The organism is Crenothrix sp. (assembly GCF_043729335.1).
Classification (GTDB): domain Bacteria; phylum Pseudomonadota; class Gammaproteobacteria; order Methylococcales; family Methylomonadaceae; genus Crenothrix.
On record NZ_JAYTLQ010000063.1, the window covers coordinates 43,640 to 66,254 of the forward strand.

Below are 22,615 nucleotides of genomic sequence, written 5' to 3' on the forward strand. Positions count from 1 at the left end.
ATTATTGATACGTGAATTCAACTCTGAAGGACAGTCTTAAGCGTTAGGTAATTTTTGGCAGAGGTTCAAAAAGAACCGTTACGATGCTCAGGATGAATAGGAAGTTAGCTGTATTAAAGCTAAGAGGTTTGAAAGGTTTAGTTTTAAGATGTTTCGGTGCTGATTGATGAGGTATATCAATCAACCCAATTTTGGAGTTGGGGGATATAGCATTGAGTACAGCGTCCAAAACAGTGTTTTGGATAGGCTCAAGAAAGCCGCTGTAAATATTTATGTGTGACATGTGTGATTCCCTTTATTGTTATGCTAAACAACGCAAGTAAAGCCAAACAGTGCCATTTTTGTAAAATACGCTTAAATGAATAACTTTTCTGTTTTGTTTACTTAGAGCGTTAGTCTATTTAAAAAGTGGGAGAATATCTGTGAACTTTTACACTTTGTATGTGTGAATTACTAGTCTTGACTTTACTACTTTAAAATGATAACTGCAATGCTGTAATTAATTTTTTTTAGCAGTGCTCAACCAACTCGAAGCAAAATTATCCAGCCACATTTTCCTGATGGCTTCCATCTCGTTTACATTAATTGTTCTTAGTATATTAGATGCCGATAGTGCAAAAATCCCATGAAGACTAGCCCAAAGCATTTTAGCGACTAGCTTGCAATCCAGCTCAGTGTCTTCGGGCAAGGTTTTTAAAAACAGTATTTCGATGGCGGCAAAATTCTGTTCTATTTGTAGCCGATACCATTCCGGTAAAGATAAGTTTTCAGCTAAGCGGTACTCAAATAACATGCGCCAACGATTAAAATGTGTCGTGGCATAGTTAAAATAACTTTGGGTAAGAATATCAATGGATAACGTTTTATCCTGACTTTTTGCCATATAACTGGCTAGTTGGCTTAAGGTTTTTGCATTTATATGCAACGCTATATCGGCCATGCTGTCAAACACCATATAAATGCTGCCTACCGTGTAGTCAATGTCCAAGGCAATTTTACGTGCATTTAAGGCGCTGTAACCTTGTTCATTAACAATAGTTTCGGCTGATTGCAAAATCATGGCTTTTATTTCTGCCAAACTGTGTTTATAACGTCTTGCCATATCTACACATGCTTTAGGTAAGTAATTTAGAACATATTGTGGCTGATTTTTGTTATGGACTCTAGTTACAATTATTCCGGCATTTCTGCCTATATATAATGCTAGACCTGATCTATTGTTTTTGGAATAGGGCTACTAATTTAAGACGGGACATCCGTTCGCCCTTAGCCTGTCGAAGGGTTTGTTGTTCATGGTTCGACAAGCTCACCACGAACGGCTTTTTTAAACTGTACCGTTTTAGAATTAAAGATATAAAGTTGCTAGCCTGGAATAGTAACGTGTCTGCAACTGGATAAATGTGTGGTTTTCATTTTTAGTCTCTTAAATAAATGTGAATAATCTTTTGGGTACTAGCCCCTCTTTTTCAAAGAGGGGGACTGAACGGTTGCTAACGTATTTAATTTATTGAATTAGCCGACACTTTAAACCCAGAAATCAAGCTGCTCAAACGTTTTAATCCTTCCATTGTCGGTTTGCGGCCATAGCGCAAATCAATAAACGCAACCGTAATTTGCTCAATGCTAGACGCCTGTTCAGGGATATTGGCTTTAACCCGTTCGGCAAAATCTCTAGCGCCCTCCCCTGCTTTTTTACTTAACCCTACCTTAGCCAGTTTCTTTAAAAATCGATTATAGACCAGCAAAGTACGGTCTACCGATTTGGGTTTTTGATAGAATAAAAAAGCACTCAGTATGGCCGTGATGATGGCTATGATTATCCCCATCCAATACACCATGGCTTTAAAGTCTGCAATACCAAACGATGACAGAAAACCAGCTTGATTAACGCTATTGTAGTTAATCACCCAGCGCTGCCAATTGTAATCAACATTGCGCCATAACTGCCGGGTCTTTTGCAGCCATAAAAATGCTGCCTGAGCTGTTTCACTGGGATTAACATAATTGATAAGACCGTTGGCTGCCAGACGATTGATATCAATATTCTTCTCTATTCTTTCGGGCGCAATGGCCGCTGTCGGGTCAACCCGAACCCATCCCTTTTTATCGAGCCAAACTTCTGCCCACGCATGCGCCTGCGCTTGCCGGATTTCTAGAAAATTACCCACCGGATTCAGCTCGCCGCCCTGGTAACCGGTTACTACCCGTGCTGGCACATTAGCCACCCGCATCAGCGTTACAAATGCAGAAGCATAATGGCTGCAAAATCCGTAGCGGGTTTCAAATAAAAACGTTTCGACGGGGTTTTCTTCCATCAACGGCGGCGTTAAGGTGTAATGAAAATCTTCTTGCCGAAAATGATTAAGTAAGTGTTTTATAAAGTCTTCAGGCGCATTGTCAAAACCGTGTAATTGGCTTACCAATTGTTTTAAACGGTAAGTAGGTGCAGCGGGCAAATGACGGGCTTGTTGAATTTCATTCTCAGTAATCGCACCCGTGTTGTAACTCGCATAGGATGTTAGCGGGTATTCTGTGCGTTGTTTAAGGTCATCAGTAGTAACTAGCTGATAATTGGCATTTTGGCGCACCGACTGAGAAAATTTTGCTGGCATATCCAAGCCAAACACCCAGTTTTTATTCTGCGGCTCCATCAATAAAGTGTACTGGTAAGGCGTTCCCGAAAAGACCGGTTGCGCTAAAACGGACTGCTGCGTTAAGTTGCTCGCTTGTGTCCACTTTTTGCCGTCGGTATGGGTTAATACCGGCCCGCGCCAATAGCGCAGATGTGGCGGGGGAATAGTGCCGGTAAATTTAACCCGGAATACCAGTTCATCGGATCCACCAAGATCAGTGATGGAACCGGGTTCCATGGAGTCGCTCAAGCCCATTTTGTTTTGACGATCATCATCAAACAACAGCCATTTAGGCGCTTCTACCCGTGGAAATAAAATAAATACCGCTATGGCCATCGGTATAGCCTGCGCGATGATAAGCGTGGCTTTTTTAAGCGAGGTGCTGGTTTGCGCCACGTAACTGTTGATGAACACCAAAGTGGCCAGCAACACGCAACACACAAATAAAATGTAAGCGGCCATCAAAATACTTTGTTCGTATAAAAACTGCGAGGCAGCCACAACAAACGCCAAATAATTAACTAAATAAAGATCGCGCTCGCTTTTTATCTCCATTAACTTTAAGCCCAGGGCAATGACGAATAAACTGGTTCCGCCGTCCCGCCCCATAATACCCCGCTGCTGGGTATACAAAATAATAAGTCCGCACAACGTTAATAACAATAACGCAGGGCCTTTGGGTAAACGTTCAGGTTTCCAGATACCCATAAAGCGCCATGCAAGCAACACGCAAAAAAACCCAAACAAAGCAGGTTGCAGATGATAAACATGCGGCAATACAATCAAGCCAATAGAAGTTAACAAAAAAATTAATATATTTTTGTTGTGCGCAGGATTCAAGGTCATCGCCATTAACATTAAAATGACGCCAGTGCTTCAAGACAGCGTCGGTAATGCGCCGAGCCATTGCCAGGTTCCAAACGCAAGCCAGGCATTACAAAGCCGTAACTTAAACCGGCTTGTTCGGCATCAACCACCCAGCGGCACAGGTAACTCAGGCGTTCTTCAAGTGATTGCCCGGAGGTATGGCCGTAATCCAGCCAGATTTCGGCGGAATTTTCGGCACCATACTGTTTACTGAATAAACCCAAGCCCCGCGCATAGGCTTTCCAATGCAAATGTTTGATGGGGTCACCGGCTTTATAACCCTGCAAATCATAAAACTCATCACCGCCTTTTTTAAACTGGCCTTGTTGATTTTGAGTAGCGCCGCTTTCTGGGAACGGTATTTTCTGATCGACAGGTTTAGGATAAACCAAGGCTTTGGCATTAAAACGGATAGGCGACCACGCACGAAATAAACCCAGCGGATAGGTGCTGGAAACAGTCACTTTTCCTGCCGGATGCCAGCCTCTTTTTTGGGTGGGTTCATATAAAGTGAGCTGCGTTTTAGTGTGCATCTGTAGGTTAAAGTTTTCGACAGTCTTCATTTTCAATTGTATATGCTGGCGCTCAATCGAAGTGGGGTTATCAATATAAACACCAAATCCAGCCGATTCGCCTGCAAATGCCGCAACAGTTGCGCCTTCTTGAATAGTAAGCCCTGCCAGGGATTTATAGGTATGTAAAATGGTAATAAAAAAAATACTGGCCAGCAAAAACGCCAACATATAGGCCAAGTTATTGTTGTATACAAAAGCAATCAGCGCCAATAGCACTATTAATAAAGCAAAACCAAAACCCCGTTGAGTCGGCAATATAAATATGCGGCGCTGGTTTAAGATTAACGGCTTATCGTCTAGCCGTCGTTCCCCTAAAAAAAACCGATCCAGTCCAAAACGATCTTTTAACGTAAACACTTTCAATGCACAGCCACCTTAGCCAAAATGGGCGCGACAATCGCATCCGAATCAGTATTGTCTGATCTTAACCGATGCCCCGCAACCGATGCCAGTACCGCTTGAATGTCTTCTGGAATAACCGCATCACGCTGATCCATAAACGCCCAGGCTTTGGCGGCGGTCAGTAACGCTAAACCAGCTCTGGGTGATAAACCACAATGGTATTCCGTAGATTGGCGCGTAAAGTTAATAATGGCCTGACAATAATCCAGCAACGCGCTTGACACATGAACCTGCGTAATTGCTTGCTGCAACTGTTGCACAGCTTGTGGGGTAATTTGCGCCGACAAGTTTTGAATAAGCGCGTGCCTATTTTGTCCAGTGAGTAATAATCGTTCTGATTTAGCATCAGGATAACCCAGCTCAATGCGCATTAAAAACCGATCCAGCTGTGATTCTGGCAAGGGAAACGTGCCAATCTGGTGCGATGGATTTTGCGTTGCAATCACAAAAAACGGTTCAGGCAATGTATAGGTGATCCCTTCTACCGTCACCTGATGCTCTTCCATAGCTTCCAGCAAGGCACTTTGTGCTTTTGGTGTAGAGCGGTTAATTTCATCAGCCAATATCATCTGGTTAAATAATGGCCCAGGATGAAATTTAAATTCATGATTTTTGGCATCAAACACTGATGCGCCAATAATGTCTGCCGGTAGAATATCACTGGTAAATTGAATGCGCTGGTAATTTAAACCCAACACTTTGGCCAGCGTATGCGCCAGGGTCGTTTTGCCTACACCCGGAATATCTTCAATTAATAGATGGCCTCTTGCCAGCAGACAGCATACCGCCAAACGAATTTGCCTGTCTTTGCCCAGAATTATTTTATTAGCCACAGCAAGAAGCTGCTGGATGTCATTTTGCATAGTTTAATAAGGATTACTTGAATAAGTTGTGTTGGGCTTTAGTATAGAACAATGCTAGAAATAAAAGATACGCTAGACCTGTGGCAGTTAACTTTCGTTGCCTAAAGCTTTTTAAATAGATCGCCGCTTTATTACTCGCATATCGATAATCATTATCCTTTCATTTGATTCGGTTTGATTCAAGTCAATCGACAAAACACCAGGTAATGCCATTATGAAGTTGCCACCGATTTTACTAAACTTTCTGCTACTATATTGTTTTCTACTACTGTATCTGTTTGAATTTATATGATGATTAGATTTTTATTTGCCATACTTATAATGCTGATGACAGAAGCTGCAATCGCTAAGCCTAAAATAGTTGTTTTGGGTGATAGCATAAGCTCAGGTTATGGATTGGAATTAGGACAGGGCTGGGTTGCTTTGGTTCAGGAAAAACTGCGTGCACAAAATGACTGCTGCATTATTATTAATGAAAGCATCGCAGGAGACACCGGCGCCGGTGGCTTAGCGAGAATCCAGCCTATACTGACCACCCATAAACCCAACATTTTGATTGTAGAGTTAGGCGGCAATGATGGCTTACGCGGCCTACCGACCAAGGAGCTAAAACAAAATCTTAGTGAAATCATACGTCATGCACAACAAGCCGGTGCAAAAGTATTATTGCTAAGTATGCGCATTCCGCCTAATTACGGCAAACGCTATGTTGATATGTTTTATAACGTTTACCCCGAATTGTCCAAGGAATTGGGTGTTGCCAGCATTCCTTTTATTTTAGAAGATGTGGCTTTAATAAAAGATTTGATGCAAAACGATGGCTTACACCCCAATTCTCAAGCACAGCCCATGATTGCTGACAAAGTATGGCAACATTTGCAACCCCTTTTAAAATAACTGAGACCCTTAATGACAGTATTAACACTCAAACACGCCAATCAAATCATACAAACTGCCTTAGGTAAGGCTAGGCAACTCAAGCTCGCCCCGTTAACTATTGTGGTTTTGGACGCTGCGGGGCATTTAAAAGCCATGCAACGCGAGGATGGTGCCAGTATGATTCGCCAAAAAATTGCTACTGCAAAAGCCTGGGGCGCAGTTAATATGGGCGTATCTTCTCGTAGCCTGGCCGGTGTGGCGCTGCAAAGACCCGATTTTATGAATGCTTTAATAGATGTAGCAGAGGGTAGAGTAATGCCGATACCCGGCGGCGTTCTTATTCGTGATAAGGACAATAATCTTATTGGCGCAGTCGGTGTCAGTGGTGATGTGTCTGATCAGGATGAGCATTGTGCGATTGTGGGTATTGAAGCGGCTGGTTTTTTTGCCGGTATTTGAGGCACTATTTCAAAGGTTATATTGGGCAGTTCAGTGTGTGGTCACTTAAATGAAAACGTTTGCATTCATTTTATTATTAAGCGTTTGCTTTTTGAGTTTACCTGCTGAGGCTTTAAACCGTAGACATCCGCTTAAAGTTATTAAAGGCACAATCAGTCAGTTTGAAAGTGCAGACAATTTCTACCTGACTATCCTGGATAAAAAAGGTAAACCGCACACGGCATTATGCAACGCTGATTTATGCGAAAAACTGATGATGGCAACGGGTAACAATTTGGGAGGTTATAAAGGCAAAAAGGTACGCGTCATTGTTGGTACCGGTAACCAAATTGATGGTTCTGGAAGAGTGATGGGTACTATGGATGCTTTTGTGAAGATTCAGTTGATAAAGTAAAAATCTACGTCTGATTAAGCTCATGCAACTGAATATTAATAATCTTAAGCGCCGCCAACACCCCTGCAAACACCTGATTAGCATGTACCGCCCGGGTTTTGCGCAGTTCACCGCCGCAATCCCAGGTAACCACGCATTCAGTTAACGCATCGGTATGCCCACCTTTAGGAATGCGCACTTCGTAATTGGCAAGCGTTGGCAATGTATAATCATGTGATTGCATCACCTTGCTGATAGCATCCATAAACGCAGAAAAGCCGCCATTTCCAGCGCCGGTCGCGTTATGTTTAGTGCCCTCTATGCTGACGCGGATGCTGGCGGTGGATTCCAGATTGAGTCCGCTGGTAATCGAGCAATTCAGCAGCTTGATGTGTTGGTAATCTTTGCTTTCCAGCACGTCGGCAATAATAAACGGTAAGTCATCGGTGGTGATGGTTTGTTTGGAATCGCCTAAACTGACGATGCGCTCTAGCACTTTTTTCTGGTTTTCTTCCGATAAATTCAGATCCAGCTGTTCCAGGTTTTTTTTGAGCGAGGCCTTGCCGCTCATTTTGCCCAAAGCATAACTGTGAATGCGCGAAAAGCGTTCCGGCCCTAATCTGGTTTTATACAACCCGCCTTTCTGGTCGCCATCAGCATGAATACCCGCTGTTTGGGTAAACACGTCCGCACCGATAATGGGCGCATTGGCAGCAACTCGCTTGCCGGAAAAGTTTTCCACCATATTGCTAACATGTACCAGATGGCTTTCATCAATTCCAATCTGCATGGCCATTTTGTCGCGCAACACCACGGCCACTTCCGCCAGCGAAGCATTGCCCGCCCGCTCGCCCAAACAGTTAATGGTGCAATGGATGGAGCTGACCCCCGCCCGCACCGCCGCCATTACATTCGCTGTGGCCAGACCGTAATCATTGTGTGGATGGAAATCAAATGCTAATGCTGGATAACGCGTACACATATCATCCAGGCTGTTAAAGACTTCTTCAGGCGACAACACGCCCAAAGTATCGGGCAGCATAAAGTGGCTGATGCCGGTGTGTTGCAGGCTGTCCATTAACGCATAAACATAGTCAGGGCTGTTTTGGTAGCCATTCGACCAGTCTTCTAAATAAACGTTAACTTTGAGATTTTTTTGCAGCGCGTAGTTAACGGTACGAATGATGTCATCGGTATGCTGAGCGAGAGTTTTGCCAAGTTGTTCGCGGCAATGTTTTTCACTGCCTTTAGTGAGCAGGTTGATGACGCTGCCACCGGTAGCCAATATCCAGTCCACGCTTTTGGTGTGGTCAACAAAGCCCAGTACTTCCACACAACCGCCAAAACCTGCTTGTTTTGCCCAGCTGTTAATGTTAGTGACGGCTTCTTTTTCGCCTTCGGAAACCCGTGCCGAAGCCACTTCAATACGGTCTACCCGCAGCGATTGCAATAAGGCTTTAGCAATACTGACTTTTTCAGTCGGGGTAAATGACACGCCTTGCGTTTGTTCGCCATCGCGCAAGGTGGTGTCCATCAGCTGGATTTTTCTGGGTTGTGTAGTCATATTCCCTGATTTCTTCAGGATGTTATAGCAATACGATGTCGTTTCTCAATGATAAAATTTATCATTGAGCTAATTAGACGCAATTAATTTGATATATTCATCATGCGTGCCTATCCACGTCCAAAGAAAATAATCTTCAAACGGTACTGCCACTGCACGGTAATTCAAACCTATACGGACAGACCAAACCTTACCCACTTTCTTAAAATGCAACGATGGATGCTGTGGGTTAAGTTTTAACAAGACGAAGTTTTTATCGGCTACGTTTTGGACTTCACTCGGCAAATTATCATAACAATCCCAAAAATTTGCTGTCGTTTTATGTTTCAAAGATCCCTCGTTTTCCCGGCAAGATGCTCCTGAATAGCGGCATTGATTAAGAAATCAAGCTTGCCATTCGTGGAATCTTCTTCGAGTCTTTGATCCCAGCGCTGTTGTTCAAATTCAAAAAACCAATTACGAAATGCCAAAAATGACTCGTTGTCCAGTTTCGCAACCTTATTTTCTAAAAATGCCACTTCGGTAGCGCCATCAGTTATATTTGTCGTATTGGCCATTGAATAAACCTTCCATCCAAGTAATAAATCATTTCAATAAATTACACGCCTTCACAGCCAACTTTTTTTACAGTTTTGTAGATTGGGAAGCATATAGAAAGCAAGTTGGGGTTCGTTGCCTCACCCCAACCTACAACGGCAGTCACCTATGTTTTAAAAAGCGAGTGTAACCGTTCGGCCATACTATCCCGAATTTCTATAGTTTCGAACAACTGCGCCGGATACAGGTAATCCTCACCCGAATCATCAATAATTCGCAACATGCCACGGCTATCTATTTCCCCAACGACTTCGTAAAGCCTGCCAAGGGTTAAATCATCGGTTGAGAAATCGCCTAAAGAGGTATTTTCCATGCAAACTACAAATTTCATATCCACCTCTTAATTTTTAGCTTAACTTTTCCAATTCCATGCGCCTCATACCAATGAACTTCTGCCTCAGCAACCGATCCATCCGGTAATTCTACGAGCGCAACACCTTTTTTCTTGCGCCAGTTGCCGTAACCATAACGTTCCCGTAATGATGCCAGCTCACGAATGCCATGACCTTCTGCAATAATTTCAATTGCAACTATTTCACCAATAATTTTCATATTGATAAAGATAGGTCAATTCATTCCTTGTAATTGCTGTTAACTAGCCCAAAGCCACGGATAAGTCTGCTTATGCTGTTGCTCATAGGCGGTAATCTTATCGACATGGATTAACGTCAAGCCAATATCATCCAAGCCGCTCAACAAATTGCCCTGGCGGAACGGATCAATATCAAAGGTAAAACCATTGCCAGCCGGTGTGGTGACTTGTTTGTTTTCTAAATCCACCACAAACTTAACACCTTCGTTGGCATTGATTTCCGCCATCAGCTTATCCAATTGCTCGGCGCTGACGACGATAGGCAAGATGCCATTTTTAAAACAGTTATTATAGAAAATATCTGCATAGCTGGTGGAGATAATGGTGTTAAAGCCATAATCGGCAATCGCCCACGGCGCGTGTTCGCGCGATGAGCCACAACCAAAATTGTCGCCAGTCACCAGAATTTTAGCGCCTTTAAAAACCGGCTTGTTCAATTCAAAGTCAGCGTTATCGCTGCCATCGTCATTAAAACGCCAGTCGTGGAACAGATGTGCGCCAAAGCCACTGCGTTCCACTCGCTTTAAAAACTGCTTAGGGATAATCTGGTCGGTATCCACATTGCTGCGGTTCATTAACGCAACAAGACTTTCGTGTTTTTTGTAAGGTTCCATTAGTTTCCCCGTTATGCCAATTCGCGTATGTCAACAAAATGTCCGGCCGCTGCTGCTGCTGCTGCCATCGCTGGCGATACCAAATGCGTACGCCCACCTTTACCTTGCCGTCCTTCAAAGTTACGATTCGAGGTGGAGGCACTGCGTTGGCCCTTGGTCAGCTCGTCGCCATTCATCGCCAAACACATGGAGCAACCTGGATCGCGCCATTCCCAACCGGCATCCAGGAAAATCTTATCCAGGCCTTCGGCTTCCGCCTGTGATTTAACATGATACGAACCAGGGACAGCAATCGCCTGCACGCCAGCAGCCACTTTGGTGCCTTTGGCCACTTCGGCGGCAATACGGAAATCTTCGATGCGGCCATTGGTACATGAGCCAATAAACACCAAGTCGATGGCGATGTCGGTCATTTTGGTATTGGGAGCTAAGCCCATATAAGCCAACGCGCTTTCACAGGCTTTGCGTTTGCCTTCGTTGTCAAAACTGTCGGGGGATGGCACAGAACCGTTCACGCCCACCACTTGTTCGGGCGAGGTTCCCCAGGACACTTGCGGGGCAATGTCGGCAGCATCCAGGGTGACGATAGTGTCGAATACCGCATCCTCGTCGCTGGGCAGGCTTTGCCAGTACGCCATCGCCAAATCCCAGTTTGCGCCTTTCGGTGCGAATTCTTTACCTTGTAAATAGGCGTAGGTTTTTTCGTCGGGGGCGACTAAACCTGCTCTGGCACCGGCTTCAATCGCCATATTGCACAACGTCATGCGGCCTTCCATCGTTAAATCCTTGATGGCCTCGCCTGCGTATTCGATAACATGGCCATTACCACCGGCAGTACCAATTTTACCGACAATCGCCAAAGCAATATCTTTAGCTGAAGAGTACTTGGACAATTTACCGTTGACTTGTATCAACATGGTTTTGGATTTTTGTTGTGGCAGCGTTTGTGTCGCCATCACATGTTCCACTTCCGAAGTACCGATACCGAACGCCAAGGCACCAAATGCGCCGTGGGTTGCGGTATGGCTATCGCCGCAGACCACGACCATGCCAGGATGCACAAAACCGTGTTCCGGCACGACAACGTGAATCACGCCGTTATTCGGGTTTTTCATGTCGTACAGGTTAAGGCCGTTTTCCAGGCAATTTTCCGCCATCACTTCAATTTGCTTTTTGGCGATAGGATCAGCAATAGGCAAGTGGCGGTTTTTAGTCGGTACGCAATGATCCATTGTGGCCAAAATACTGTGCGGATTGCGGACAGGACGACCACTGATGCGCAAACCTTCAAAGGCTTGCGGGCTGGTGACTTCGTGCATCAAATGGCGGTCAACATAGATTAGAGGAGCTTGTCCTGGTACTTCAACGACCAGATGGCTGTCCCAAATCTTTTCGTACATGGTTTTTTTCATAATAGTTTCCAAAGCTGACAGAGGTCATCGCTAGGGAAAGCAATGACGTGTATAGGTAAATCGATAACACAGGCATATTAACATTCTATTATCCTCCAAATCTGGCGGGTTTGGCAATCTGGCAGAATTACTCAAAATTTTTGATGGTATCCAGTATTTTACTGGGTACATTTTGTAAGCCTACACACTGACTCAGAGCGAGGCTATATAGGCACTGCCGCCTTTATAGTAAGCTAGACAATTTACAATAACAACCTGAAGGTAATATTTACAGTATTTGTGGAAAATTATTGTAATCATCTATTTCAAATGATATTTTTGAACGATATTTTGCTGGGTTGTTATTGTTTGATATTTAGGTGTCAAATATTTAGCATAATTTACCCGTATATCATGGGTCAGCTACATATTTACTCAACTGAGGTTTTATGTCTACCAATACCCCGCCCCATTTTTTAGTTAAGCCCACTGGTAAAGTTGTCGATTCCTCTATTGCTCTTCAAGCCAACTACGCCAAGGTGCAAACCAATGGTAACATTTGGGTAACCGGCACTAACGAAACTGATCTCACTTTTGTGCATTTCAACGCCAATGGTAGTTTAGATGTCAGCTATTCTGATGATGGTATGGCCACGCTCACTTTGAAAAATACCTATCCCTATCACACGTCTGTTTTTACACAGGGCAACGGGAAAATATTAGTAACAGGCCATGGTTCAAACTTTTCCGTCATGCGTTATAACCCAGATGGTACGCAAGACAACAGTTTTTCGGGTGATGGCGAAGTGACTACGCGGGTGAGTTTTGGCGGAGGCTATGAGTACGCACTCGACATTGCTGTGCAAACCGATGGCAAAATTTTGGTAGCAGGTCGTACGGGGGGTTATGAAAACGGCCAATCCTTCCCAAATTACTTTGGTTTGGTGCGTTACAACACCAATGGCACTTTAGATACCAGCTTTTCGGGTGATGGCAAACTAACGACTGCGGTAGAAGATGGTGCAGACGGCTATGCGGTAACCGTACAAGCCGACGGCAAAATTCTGGTGGCGGGTGAGGCAACCACACTTACCAGCGCAAATAATGCCTCCAATCCCGCTTACCCTGACTTTGCTTTGGTACGCTACAATGCTAATGGCACATTAGACACCGGCTTTTCTGGCGATGGTAAAGTAATAACCAACGTGGGTACTGATGACGGTGGCCGCGCTGTTACCGTGCAAAGCAATGGCAAAATTTTAGTGGCTGGCAACAGTGATGGCAATGTCGCTGTCGTGCGTTATAACGCCAATGGCACGGTGGATACCAGTTTTTCAGACGATGGCAAAGTAATAACCGATTTGGGTGGCGATGACCGCGCAGACTCTATTACCGTACAAGCCGATGGCAAAATATTGCTGACAGGCAGCAGCGATGGTCATTTTGCCCTGCTGCGCTACAACGGCAACGGCAGTTTAGATACCTTGTTTGGCGGTACACACACGTTAAACAGCAGTGCCACTTACGCCGACAACAAACCCGCTGTGGTGCTAGATAGCTCAGCCAGTATTTTTGATGCCGAATTAAACGCACAAGGCCATTATGCAGGGGCTTCAGTCACTTTAGCGCGGCATGGTGGTGCAAACACCCAGGATGTGTTTTCCGGTGCGGGTAAGTTAAGCTTCAGCGGCGGCAATGCGCTTTTATCCGGGGTTGCTATCGGTACAATCAATAACAGCGCAGGCAAATTGGTTATCACTTTTAATATCAATGCCACCCAAGCGCGAGTGGATGAGGTCTTATCCTCACTGGCCTATAAAAACACCGTAGTCCACACATCGCAACAAGTGCGTATCGATTGGCTATTCAGTGATGGCAATACCGGTACGCAAGGCACGGGGGGAAAGCTAAACGCTATCGGTTTTACCGATGTTAAGATCAACAGCCCAATCCTTAAATCGCCTGCGGCTATCCAATATACCGACACGGTTTTTCAGGACAGTTTTGCAACTGTGTCAGGCAAATTATCAGCCAGCAAAGTGGGCACCAGCCCGATAACGTTTAACATTGTTGATAGTGCTGATAATGGCAATAATACCGTCAAAGCCTATGATAGTACCTATGGCGAGTTAACACTGAATACTAAAACCGGTGCCTATAGTTTTGTACCGAATGCCGAGGCCATTAATCTGTTGGGGAGTAACAAAACAGTGAATTTTACAGTCAGCGTATTGGCAGGCACGTTGACCGATAGCAAAACACTGGCCATAAAACTGCTGCAACAAAGCAATACTGAATCCAATGGCAATGATATTTTAATCGGTACGGTGAAAGACGATGTTATCTATGGCCTTGAAGGTCATGACAAAATAAGTGGTAATAGCGGTGATGATACCCTGTATGGCATGCTTGACAATGATACATTAGTAGGCAACATCGGCAATGATAAGCTAGTCGGCAACGAGGGCAACGACACACTTTACGGTAATGTAGGCAATGATACATTATTGGGTGGTGATGGATACCCTGGCTCTGAAGATGGCAATGATGTTTTAAACGGTGGCAAGGGCAATGATAAGTTAAACGGCGGCGGTGGCACTAATGTATTAACGGGCGGGGCTGGCAAAGATATTTTTATTTTTGATAGGTCAGAATATGTAGTTAGCACCGATAAAATCACTGACTTTACACCCATTGATGACACCATTCGCCTAAGTAGCTTTGACTTCGATGCGTTAAGTTTGGGTGTATTGGCCGCCCAAAACTTTGTGATTGCACCCAACGCCGTCGACAGTGACGACTACCTGATTTACGACAAAAATACTGGAGTGTTGTTTTATGATGCCGATGGTTCCAGTGGTGTTAAAGCCCCTGAAAAAATTGCCACACTGGGTATTCATTTGGCATTGACTCATGCGGATTTTGTTATCGTTTAAGCACCGCACAGCAAATACTCTAAATAAAAGTCGTTGTTTTTTCTGGCCAGCGCCAAGGTACTTATGCCCAAAAATACCGCTCCTCATTTGCTATTTAACCGTATTGGCAAGGTGACTGTAGACGTTGCTTTTAGCTCAGGCCATCCAAGTACGTTTTATGCCGACGCGTTGGTCAATGGTAAAATTCTTGTTCTTGACGTGAGATATGTGGCTGGCTCATCTGGCTATGATTACCTATCCAGTATAAATACTTACCAGACGAATGGCGCCTGGAGTAACAGCATTAGTACTGATAATACAGCGCTGCCTTACGGTAATCTGACCGGCATGCAATCAGACGGAAAATTATTGATAGTCGGTTCTATTGATGTCGGGCGCGGCATTTTTGGCGGCCCTGCCGCACCTTCCGATTTTTCTTTATTCCGTTTTAATGCCAATGGCACTTTGGATACAGGCTTTTCGGAAGATGGCAAAGTGTCTGCCCATTTGGGTTATTACGATTATGCTCATGCCATGGCCTTACAAGCTGATAAAAAAATACTGCTAGTTGGTGAAAGTGACGGCGACTTTGCTGTGGTGCGTTACAACCCTAACGGTACGCTGGATAAAAGTTTTTCCGGTGATGGCATGGTCACCACCACTATAGGAGCATTGACCGACGATTCCGGTAACCCCGATAAAGATGTCGCTAATGAGGTTTTGGTGCAAGCCAATGGCAAGATTTTAGTGGCTGGCACGAGCATGGCCGAAGGTACTTATAGCAGCAACATTGCGCTATTTCGCTACAACGCCAATGGCACGTTGGACAACAGTTTTTCGGGCGATGGTAAAGTCAATACTGATTTAGGTTCTGATTCGGATAGTGTAAGCACAATGAGTGTTCAAGCCGATGGCAAAATATTACTGGCAGGCAACAGCAACGGTAACTTTGCTCTGGTTCGCTATAACCCCAATGGAACTTTAGATACCCGCTTTTCAGGCGATGGCAGAGTCATTACCGATTTGGGTTCTGATTATGATTACCTGATAAATATTACTGTACAAACGGATGGTAAAATTTTGGCGCTAGGTAAGTCTACAGACAAAGGCCTACTTTCTTTAGTACGTTATAACGCTAATGGCACGCTGGATACTGGCTTTTCAGGCGATGGCAAGCTGGTTGTCGCCGGAACGTCTTCCTACACCACTATGAGCTTGCAGGCCGATGGCAAAATTTTGCTGGCTAAAGCAGCTTCCGCAGATTTCAATCCAGATGGTAGCCAAAAGATTATCAGCGGCGAATTAGTGCGCTATAACCCTGATGGCAGTTTAGATGGCACGTTTGGCAAAAACGAAAATGTGGCTTTCTATAAACAAGCGGGCGCTGCTGTAATATTACACAGCGGGGCACATGTTGTTGATGCTGAATTAAATACACAAGGCCATTACGCTGGCGCTTCCATCACTTTAATACGGCACGGCGGCGCTAATAGCCAGGATGTGTTTTCCGGTAGCGGCAAGTTGAGTTTTGTGGGCGATAAGGCGGTTTTATCCGGTATTGGTATGGGTACGGTCAGCGCCAGTGCGGGTAAATTGACCATGACATTTAACGCCAATGCCACCCCTGCCAAGGTCAACCAGATATTATCATTATTGGCGTATAAGAACACCGATGTAACCCATCATTCCGAGCTGGTTTCTATCGACTGGCTATTTAAGGATGGTAATACAGGTGCACAAGGTGCGGGTGGCGCATTAACTACCCTCGGAACGACCAAGGTTTTCCTCAATTCGCCAACGTTAAAAGCCCCCAATGCTATCCATTATACCGACACGGCTTTTTACGATCATTTTGCAACCGTTACCGGAAAATTAACGCCCGGCCAAGTGAATCACGCGGCTTTTACCTACGGGATAAAAGACAGCGCTTCTCTAGATTATCAACCGACGATAACCGCAAGCAACGCCTACGGTACATTAACGGTCAATAAAACATCGGGCACTTACAGTTTTGCGCCTGACTACACTGCAATAGAAAGCTTGGCGGTCAACAAAACGGTCAACTTTACGGTAACGCTGTCTTATGGCACAACCCTTTTTGACAGCAAGGCGTTGGTGATTAACATCAGCCAACTGGGCAAAACCGAATCAGCCGGCAATGATAGTTTGGTGGGCGCAGCGGGCAATGATGTGATTTCTGGCTGGGCGGGCAACGACAAAATAACCGGCAATGCTGGCAATGATACCCTGGATGGTGGTTTAGGTAGTGATATCTTGTACGGTAATGACGGCAATGACACCTTAATTGGTGGCGACGGTGACGATAAGCTAAACGGTGACAATGGTAATGACGAATTGTTAGGGGGGCATGGCGATGATATTTTATCTGGTGGCAATGGTAATGACAGTCTAAACGGCGGTTATAGCAGTAGCAATGGCAACAATGTATTAACCGGCGGCTTGGGTAAGGATACGTTTGTTTTTAATTCGTTATCGATTGATTTCAACCATACTAAAATCACTGACTTTAAACCGGTTGATGACACCATCAACCTAGATAATTCGATTTTTACCAGCTTGGTATTAGGCGGATTAAAAGCCGGTAACTTTGTGATTGCGGCACAGGCTGTTGATAATAACGACTATGTGATTTACAACAAAAGCACTGGCGTGTTGTATTACGATGCCGATGGTTCGGGCTTGGGTGATGCCGTAAAATTGGCTACTTTGGGTGTTAATTTGCCGTTAAGCCATACGGATTTTGTTGTTATCTAGAGCACCCAGCGGCTATGAGCCTGATGCTCAGATGCAAAGCTTCCGTAATAGCCAGTTATTTTTGCGGCAAAAACTTAACCAGCTTTACGGCGTGATCATCACGTTTAATAATTTCTAGCGGGTAACCGTGTAGCTTAATGCTAATGCCTACATCCGGAATAGTTTCCATGAATTCGATAATCAGCCCATTTAATGTCTTTGGGCCTTCGGTAGGCAATGACCATTGAGTAACACGATTTAATTCCCGGACAGTAATATTGGCATCGACCAAATAACTGCCGTCACTTTGCTTTCTGGCGGTTATATCTTCGGTAATTAACTCGCCGACGATTTCCTGTAGTAAATCATCCATTGTCACCAAGCCCTGTACATCGCCGTATTCATCAACAACCAGACCCATACGGATTTTTTCATCTTTAAAACGTATTATCTGGGCATGTACTGGGGTACTTTCCTGGATAAACGAAGGTTTAACCGCAAGGCTGATAATGGTTTGTTTGTCGAAATCATCCATGTTGAGCAACAACAGCACTTTGCGTAAATGTAAAAAACCAACCACCCGATCAATACTTTTTTTATACACCGGCAAACGGGTATGAGGGCTGTGCTTTATGAGATCAATAATACTTTCAAGCGATGTTTCCAAATCTATGCCCACAATTTCATTGCGCGGCGTCATGATGTCTTCAACCGTTGCCGTTTCAAGATCAAGAATACTCATCAGCATTTTCTGGTAGCGATGCGACATTAAGCCTTCCGCTTCAGAAATAATAGTTTTTAGCTCATCTTTGTTGAGTTTATGCTGGTGATTTTTCTTCACATCAACACGGACAATTTTTAGCAATAAATTGACAAATAAATTAACAAACCAAACGATAGGATAAAATATTTTCAGTAATGGCGTGTATATCCATGCGGCAGGAAAAGCCAGAAGCTCCGGTTTTAAAGCGGCGAGGGTTTTGGGGGTCACTTCTGAACAAATCAGCATGACGATGGTCAGAATCGCGGCAGCAATGGCAATACTGGATTCCTCATCGGCATACAATTTTATAGCAATAACAGTGGCTATCGACGAGGCAAAGTTATTAACGAAATTGTTGCCCAGTAAAATGAGGCCCAGTAAACGGTCTGGCCGTTGTAGCAGCACTTGGGCTTTAATTGCGCCCTTATGTTTCAATTTAACCAGATGTTTTAAGCGGTAACGGTTGAGCGTCATTAAAGACGTTTCAGAACCGGAAAAAAATGCAGAAAGAATAAGCATAACTGCGAGCATGCCAAACAGCATACTAAGGGGCATATCGTTCAATGAAGGTACTCGTGTTGTGAAAGCAGTTCTAGTTTCTATTATCTGATAGATTTGTCAAGATTAATCATCAGCGGCCAAATAATAATTTTTTTAGCTAAACATTATGCAAATCATCTATTTGTCGACTGTTGCCAGATTAAATCAACTTAAGACGAGCTGTTAGCAAGAAGTAACGCGCATTTTACGAATGCACACGTTTGGGTATTAAAGATTGTTATAATCTTAGCTTTTGCAAAATCAATCAAAGCGCCTTACTGTTTGTGTGCCGATTGAGTTTGTTTTTGATAGTTTAGTTCAAGGAGTTGCTCATTTTGACAAACGTGCAGGATATTACCAGTCCGATGTCGGCATCGGAAAAGCGTGCTACCTGGTCATTGGCCAGTATTTATGCGTTGCGCATGTTGGGGCTGTTTTTAATTATGCCGGTATTGTCGCTATTTGCCGAACAATTAGAAGGTTCTACGCCGTTTTTAATGGGGTTATCGATCAGTATTTATGGTTTAACCCAAGTGGTATTGCAAATTCCTTTCGGTATTTTGTCAGATCGCTATGGCCGTAAACAAATCATTATTATTGGATTGATTTTGTTTTTTATCGGCAGTGTGGTTGCCGCGCTGTCAACGACTATTTATGGTGTGTTAATCGGAAGGGCAATACAAGGTTCGGGGGCAATTGCCGCAACTATCATGGCCTTGGTCGCTGATTTAACCCAAGAAGTGCACCGCACCAAAGCCATGGCGCTGATTGGTGCCAGCATTGGGGTATCTTTTGGTGTTGCCATTATTGCAGGGCCGGTAATTGCCGATCTTATCGGTGTTTCCGGCCTGTTTTGGATGACGGCGCTGTTAACGCTTATGGCCATAGCGGTGGTGATTTATATTGTGCCCAATCCGGCCAGTTATAAAAGTCACAGTGATACACAGCTTAATCCATCGAAATTTTCTAGTATCTTTAAAGATGCTGAATTACTACGCTTAAATTATGGTATTTTTACCTTGCATCTAATGCTGACAGCCAGCTTTGTGGTCGTGCCATTGGCCATGCGTGATTCAGGTTTGTTACCCAGCAAACATTGGCTGGTCTATCTGCCTGTGTTTGTTACCTCTATGGCGGCCATGATTCCGTTTATCATTTTGGCGGAGAAAAAGCGCAAAATGAAGGGCGTGTTTATCGGTGCGATTGTCGCGCTTATTATTGCCGATTTGGGTTTAGCAAGCACAAACACTAGCCTTACCGGCATTGTGATTTTTTTGTGGCTGTTTTTCTGTGGCTTTAATCTTCTGGAGGCGACTTTGCCTTCATTAATCTCAAAAACCGTACCTGGCGATTTAAAAGGTACCGCAATGGGAATTTACTCCAGTTGCCAGTTTTTGGGTGCAGGCATTGGTGGTGCGGCAGGCGGCTGGTGTTATGGGCAATATGGTATGGGCGCGGTATTTTGGTTTTGTGCGGCCGCAGCTTTTAGCTGGTTTTTATTATCTTTGTGGATGAAACCACCGCGTTACTGGGCCAATCTGATGATTTCTTTAACAGATATGCCGGAACATGAAATAGAGCAGTTCGTTAAAAAAGTCTTAAAAGTCAAGGGTGTGGAAGAGATTACTTTACGCACGGATGAAGCCGTGGCGTATTTAAAAGTGGATAACCAGTGTTTGGAAAAAGATCAATTGCAATCTTTAATTAATCAATATGTGAACCGTTAAAAACAGCAGGAGATCGCTATGCTCAATAAAGTGACGTTGATTGGAAATTTAGGTGCAGATCCTGAAATACGCTACATGCCCACGGGCGGAGCGGTAGCTAATATTAGTGTGGCGACGACTTTTAGGTGGAAGGATAAGCAATCTGGCGAAAAAAAAGAGGCGACCGAGTGGCATCGGGTGATATTTTTTAATCGTTTGGCAGAAGTTGCCGGTGAGTATTTAAAAAAAGGCAGTCAAGTTTATGTAGAAGGCCGTTTACAAACCCGTAAATGGCAAGGTCAGGATGGCCAAGATCGCTATACCACCGAAATTATCGCGACTGAAATGCACATGTTGGGTAGTAGAAGTGGCGGCACGGGGGCTATGCATAATACCGAGCCTAGTCAATATTCGCAAAGCAGCCATTCCGTGACGGAAAAGCCCTCCGCTCAACCGCAATCACGGCCTATGCCCGAACCTAATAAGGGCAGCATGCCCAATATGCCAGCAAATTTTGATGATTTTGATGATGATATTCCGTTCTAGGACGTATTTTAGCGTCCTAGATATGCAAGATTTTGTGCCCTACATTTTTTAGATTAACCCGTCAAACTCGGATAGTCGGTATAACCTTTTGCATCACCGCCATAAAATGTACTTGGATCAGGCGGATTAAGCGGGGCGTGTTGTTGAAAACGCTCTACCAAGTCAGGATTGGCAACATATAACTGCCCAAAAGCTACCGCATCGGCTCTGCCTTCTGCCAGCACTGTTTCAGCACGGTTTTGATCGTAACCGCCACACACTATTAAGTTGCCGTGATAGGCTTTACGCAGCACGTCAAGCGCGATGACTTTAGCACCATGGCGAATATCGCCTTCTAAGGCATCGACTATATGCAGATAAGCTAAATTAAAGCGGCTAAGCTCGGTTAAAACATAACTAAAAATGGCTTCCGGATTGGAATCTGCCATATCGTTAAAGGTACCGCTGGGTGACAGACGAATACCCACACGCTCAGCGCCGCATACGTCAACCACTGCCGTGGTAACTTCCAATAAAATCCGCGCACGATTTTCGAATGAGCCGCCGTATTGGTCGGTGCGTTCATTTGTGCCATCGCGCAAGAACTGATCCAGCAAATAGCCGTTGGCGCTGTGGATTTCGACACCGTCAAACTCTGCGGCCAGGGCATTTTTGGCAGCTTGCCGGTAATCATCAATAATGCCTGGAATTTCCTCAGTTGCTAACGCGCGTGGCGTTACAAAGGGCTTCATACCATTGGGCGTTAACACTTGGCCATCCGGCATGATGGCTGAAGGCGCTACCGGCAAATCGCCATCATGAAAATCAGGATGCGAAATGCGGCCTACATGCCATAGCTGTAGAAACATCCGGCCATTTTTGTTATGTACTGCGCTGGTAATTTTTTGCCAAGCGTCTATTTGTTCCTGGCTCCAAATACCCGGGGTTGACGGATAACCTACGCCTTGCGGTGAAATTGGAGTAGCTTCTGAAATAATTAAACCCGCCGATGCCCGTTGGCTGTAGTAGGTTGCCATTATCTCGGTTGGTACGCTGTTAGGGGCTCGCATTCGAGTAAGGGGAGCCATGATAATGCGGTTGGGTAAGTGCAAAGCGCCTAAATTAATAGGGGTGTTTAGGTGTATGGTCATAGTTACCTTTGGTTTTTGGGAGTGGAAAGCCTACGACTCAATCCCAAATAGTTTAAGTTTAAACGTTGGTATCTGTACTGCCTTAAGTCGAAAGTCATTTTAGTGTGGGTGAATAGGGTTAAAACAAATCCGAGTGTGTACCGGTTAATTCTAACTGTAAATGATGGTACGCATTAACTTTCAAGATCAGCAAATAAGTCATCAAGATTATTAAAATCTTTTGAATAGTCTTTATTTTCCAAAAGAATCTTTGCTGTCTTTTCATTGGGTGTGTATTCGATAGGAAACGGAATTGAGCGAGTGATGCGCACTTGTGCGAAAAACATTTTCACGGCTTGTGCAGGGGTGATGCCAAGATCACGCAACACAGCAAAGGTTTCTTCCTTTTCTTTTTCGTCTATACGGATTTGATAGGTAGCAGAACGAGACATAGTGGCCATATCCTAAAAATT

At 44.4% G+C, this 22,615-nt stretch carries 22 protein-coding genes; 7 read left to right on the forward strand and 15 right to left on the reverse strand.

Annotation, left to right across the window (positions count from 1 at the left end):
- Positions 1 to 43 precede the first annotated feature (43 nt).
- The 5 genes from ACHZC4_RS15915 to ACHZC4_RS15935 form a co-directional block, all read right to left on the reverse strand.
- Positions 44 to 283, reverse strand: a complete 240-nt coding sequence (locus ACHZC4_RS15915; RefSeq protein WP_394754860.1) for a hypothetical protein — start codon at positions 281 to 283, stop codon at positions 44 to 46.
- 216 nt (positions 284 to 499) lie between these two features.
- Complete coding sequence (locus tag ACHZC4_RS15920; RefSeq protein WP_394754861.1) at positions 500 to 1,102, reverse strand: TetR/AcrR family transcriptional regulator; 603 nt, start codon at positions 1,100 to 1,102, stop codon at positions 500 to 502.
- A 397-nt stretch (positions 1,103 to 1,499) separates the two neighbouring features.
- Positions 1,500 to 3,491, reverse strand: coding sequence for a DUF3488 and DUF4129 domain-containing transglutaminase family protein (locus ACHZC4_RS15925; RefSeq protein WP_394754862.1), 1,992 nt, complete (start codon positions 3,489 to 3,491; stop codon positions 1,500 to 1,502).
- The gene (locus ACHZC4_RS15930; protein ID WP_394754888.1) at positions 3,491 to 4,432 is read right to left on the reverse strand and encodes a DUF58 domain-containing protein; all 942 of its coding nucleotides are present in this window, start codon (positions 4,430 to 4,432) and stop codon (positions 3,491 to 3,493) included. Before ACHZC4_RS15930 ends, ACHZC4_RS15925 begins: the two co-directional genes overlap by 1 nt.
- 2 nt (positions 4,433 to 4,434) lie before the next feature.
- Positions 4,435 to 5,340 carry an AAA family ATPase gene (locus tag ACHZC4_RS15935; protein ID WP_394754863.1) on the reverse strand — a complete coding sequence of 302 codons (906 nt, stop codon included), beginning with the start codon at positions 5,338 to 5,340 and terminating at the stop codon, positions 4,435 to 4,437.
- 291 nt (positions 5,341 to 5,631) lie between these two features.
- On the opposite strand from ACHZC4_RS15935, the gene ACHZC4_RS15940 reads away from it, so the two are divergent.
- The 3 genes from ACHZC4_RS15940 to ACHZC4_RS15950 are packed head-to-tail and all read left to right on the forward strand — an operon-like array spanning position 5,632 to position 7,072.
- A complete protein-coding gene (locus ACHZC4_RS15940) occupies positions 5,632 to 6,237 on the forward strand; it encodes an arylesterase (RefSeq protein ID WP_394754889.1) in 606 nt (201 codons plus the stop codon).
- Between the two features lie 12 nt (positions 6,238 to 6,249).
- On the forward strand, positions 6,250 to 6,678 hold the full coding sequence (locus ACHZC4_RS15945; RefSeq protein WP_394754864.1) for a heme-binding protein: 429 nt from the start codon (positions 6,250 to 6,252) through the stop codon (positions 6,676 to 6,678).
- 49 nt (positions 6,679 to 6,727) lie between these two features.
- Complete coding sequence (locus ACHZC4_RS15950) at positions 6,728 to 7,072, forward strand: hypothetical protein (RefSeq protein ID WP_394754865.1); 345 nt, start codon at positions 6,728 to 6,730, stop codon at positions 7,070 to 7,072.
- Between the two features lie 4 nt (positions 7,073 to 7,076).
- On the opposite strand, the gene ACHZC4_RS15955 is transcribed toward ACHZC4_RS15950, so the two are convergent.
- The 7 genes from ACHZC4_RS15955 to leuC form a co-directional block, all read right to left on the reverse strand.
- Complete coding sequence (locus tag ACHZC4_RS15955; protein ID WP_394754866.1) at positions 7,077 to 8,615, reverse strand: alpha-isopropylmalate synthase regulatory domain-containing protein; 1,539 nt, start codon at positions 8,613 to 8,615, stop codon at positions 7,077 to 7,079.
- 69 nt (positions 8,616 to 8,684) lie between these two features.
- Positions 8,685 to 8,945, reverse strand: coding sequence for a hypothetical protein (locus ACHZC4_RS15960; protein WP_394754867.1), 261 nt, complete (start codon positions 8,943 to 8,945; stop codon positions 8,685 to 8,687).
- Entirely contained in the window at positions 8,942 to 9,172 is a 231-nt protein-coding gene (locus tag ACHZC4_RS15965) for a hypothetical protein (protein WP_394754868.1), read from the reverse strand. Before ACHZC4_RS15965 ends, ACHZC4_RS15960 begins: the two co-directional genes overlap by 4 nt.
- 146 nt (positions 9,173 to 9,318) lie before the next feature.
- Positions 9,319 to 9,543, reverse strand: a complete 225-nt coding sequence (locus tag ACHZC4_RS15970; RefSeq protein ID WP_394754869.1) for a hypothetical protein — start codon at positions 9,541 to 9,543, stop codon at positions 9,319 to 9,321.
- Positions 9,540 to 9,764: a hypothetical protein gene (locus ACHZC4_RS15975; protein WP_394754870.1), complete on the reverse strand. Its 225-nt coding sequence runs from the start codon at positions 9,762 to 9,764 to the stop codon at positions 9,540 to 9,542. Before ACHZC4_RS15975 ends, ACHZC4_RS15970 begins: the two co-directional genes overlap by 4 nt.
- 39 nt (positions 9,765 to 9,803) lie before the next feature.
- Entirely contained in the window at positions 9,804 to 10,418 is a 615-nt protein-coding gene (leuD, locus tag ACHZC4_RS15980) for a 3-isopropylmalate dehydratase small subunit (protein WP_394754871.1), read from the reverse strand.
- An 11-nt stretch (positions 10,419 to 10,429) separates the two neighbouring features.
- A complete protein-coding gene (gene leuC, locus ACHZC4_RS15985) occupies positions 10,430 to 11,830 on the reverse strand; it encodes a 3-isopropylmalate dehydratase large subunit (protein ID WP_394754872.1) in 1,401 nt (466 codons plus the stop codon).
- A gap of 428 nt (positions 11,831 to 12,258) precedes the next feature.
- On the opposite strand from leuC, the gene ACHZC4_RS15990 reads away from it, so the two are divergent.
- The gene (locus ACHZC4_RS15990; RefSeq protein ID WP_394754873.1) at positions 12,259 to 14,745 is read left to right on the forward strand and encodes a hypothetical protein; all 2,487 of its coding nucleotides are present in this window, start codon (positions 12,259 to 12,261) and stop codon (positions 14,743 to 14,745) included.
- Between the two features lie 63 nt (positions 14,746 to 14,808).
- Entirely contained in the window at positions 14,809 to 17,499 is a 2,691-nt protein-coding gene (locus tag ACHZC4_RS15995) for a hypothetical protein (RefSeq protein WP_394754874.1), read from the forward strand.
- Between the two features lie 55 nt (positions 17,500 to 17,554).
- Here ACHZC4_RS15995 and ACHZC4_RS16000 read toward each other — a convergent pair whose 3' ends face one another.
- Positions 17,555 to 18,805, reverse strand: coding sequence for an HlyC/CorC family transporter (locus tag ACHZC4_RS16000; RefSeq protein WP_394754875.1), 1,251 nt, complete (start codon positions 18,803 to 18,805; stop codon positions 17,555 to 17,557).
- 341 nt (positions 18,806 to 19,146) lie between these two features.
- On the opposite strand from ACHZC4_RS16000, the gene ACHZC4_RS16005 reads away from it, so the two are divergent.
- Entirely contained in the window at positions 19,147 to 20,508 is a 1,362-nt protein-coding gene (locus ACHZC4_RS16005; RefSeq protein ID WP_394754890.1) for an MFS transporter, read from the forward strand.
- A gap of 18 nt (positions 20,509 to 20,526) precedes the next feature.
- Entirely contained in the window at positions 20,527 to 21,033 is a 507-nt protein-coding gene (ssb, locus tag ACHZC4_RS16010) for a single-stranded DNA-binding protein (RefSeq protein WP_394754876.1), read from the forward strand.
- A 53-nt stretch (positions 21,034 to 21,086) separates the two neighbouring features.
- On the opposite strand, the gene ACHZC4_RS16015 is transcribed toward ssb, so the two are convergent.
- Both ACHZC4_RS16015 and ACHZC4_RS16020 read right to left on the reverse strand, forming a co-directional pair.
- Positions 21,087 to 22,163, reverse strand: coding sequence for an alkene reductase (locus ACHZC4_RS16015; RefSeq protein ID WP_394754877.1), 1,077 nt, complete (start codon positions 22,161 to 22,163; stop codon positions 21,087 to 21,089).
- Between the two features lie 173 nt (positions 22,164 to 22,336).
- The gene (locus tag ACHZC4_RS16020; protein WP_394754878.1) at positions 22,337 to 22,594 is read right to left on the reverse strand and encodes a type II toxin-antitoxin system RelB/DinJ family antitoxin; all 258 of its coding nucleotides are present in this window, start codon (positions 22,592 to 22,594) and stop codon (positions 22,337 to 22,339) included.
- Between the last annotated feature and the right edge of the window lie 21 nt (positions 22,595 to 22,615).

Bases quoted from the DNA above. Each gene is read 5' to 3' on its own strand.
- ACHZC4_RS15915 (WP_394754860.1), bottom strand. From the start codon at position 283: ATGTCACACATAAATATTTACAGCGGCTTTCTTGAGCCTATCCAAAAC.
- ACHZC4_RS15920 (WP_394754861.1), bottom strand. From the start codon at position 1,102: ATGGCAAGACGTTATAAACACAGTTTGGCAGAAATAAAAGCCATGATT.
- ACHZC4_RS15925 (WP_394754862.1), bottom strand. From the start codon at position 3,491: ATGTTAATGGCGATGACCTTGAATCCTGCGCACAACAAAAATATATTA.
- ACHZC4_RS15935 (WP_394754863.1), bottom strand. From the start codon at position 5,340: ATGCAAAATGACATCCAGCAGCTTCTTGCTGTGGCTAATAAAATAATT.
- ACHZC4_RS15940 (WP_394754889.1), top strand. From the start codon at position 5,632: ATGATTAGATTTTTATTTGCCATACTTATAATGCTGATGACAGAAGCT.
- ACHZC4_RS15945 (WP_394754864.1), top strand. From the start codon at position 6,250: ATGACAGTATTAACACTCAAACACGCCAATCAAATCATACAAACTGCC.
- ACHZC4_RS15950 (WP_394754865.1), top strand. From the start codon at position 6,728: ATGAAAACGTTTGCATTCATTTTATTATTAAGCGTTTGCTTTTTGAGT.
- ACHZC4_RS15955 (WP_394754866.1), bottom strand. From the start codon at position 8,615: ATGACTACACAACCCAGAAAAATCCAGCTGATGGACACCACCTTGCGC.
- ACHZC4_RS15965 (WP_394754868.1), bottom strand. From the start codon at position 9,172: ATGGCCAATACGACAAATATAACTGATGGCGCTACCGAAGTGGCATTT.
- ACHZC4_RS15970 (WP_394754869.1), bottom strand. From the start codon at position 9,543: ATGAAATTTGTAGTTTGCATGGAAAATACCTCTTTAGGCGATTTCTCA.
- ACHZC4_RS15975 (WP_394754870.1), bottom strand. From the start codon at position 9,764: ATGAAAATTATTGGTGAAATAGTTGCAATTGAAATTATTGCAGAAGGT.
- leuD (WP_394754871.1), bottom strand. From the start codon at position 10,418: ATGGAACCTTACAAAAAACACGAAAGTCTTGTTGCGTTAATGAACCGC.
- leuC (WP_394754872.1), bottom strand. From the start codon at position 11,830: ATGAAAAAAACCATGTACGAAAAGATTTGGGACAGCCATCTGGTCGTT.
- ACHZC4_RS15990 (WP_394754873.1), top strand. From the start codon at position 12,259: ATGTCTACCAATACCCCGCCCCATTTTTTAGTTAAGCCCACTGGTAAA.
- ACHZC4_RS15995 (WP_394754874.1), top strand. From the start codon at position 14,809: ATGCCCAAAAATACCGCTCCTCATTTGCTATTTAACCGTATTGGCAAG.
- ACHZC4_RS16005 (WP_394754890.1), top strand. From the start codon at position 19,147: ATGTCGGCATCGGAAAAGCGTGCTACCTGGTCATTGGCCAGTATTTAT.
- ssb (WP_394754876.1), top strand. From the start codon at position 20,527: ATGCTCAATAAAGTGACGTTGATTGGAAATTTAGGTGCAGATCCTGAA.
- ACHZC4_RS16015 (WP_394754877.1), bottom strand. From the start codon at position 22,163: ATGACCATACACCTAAACACCCCTATTAATTTAGGCGCTTTGCACTTA.
- ACHZC4_RS16020 (WP_394754878.1), bottom strand. From the start codon at position 22,594: ATGTCTCGTTCTGCTACCTATCAAATCCGTATAGACGAAAAAGAAAAG.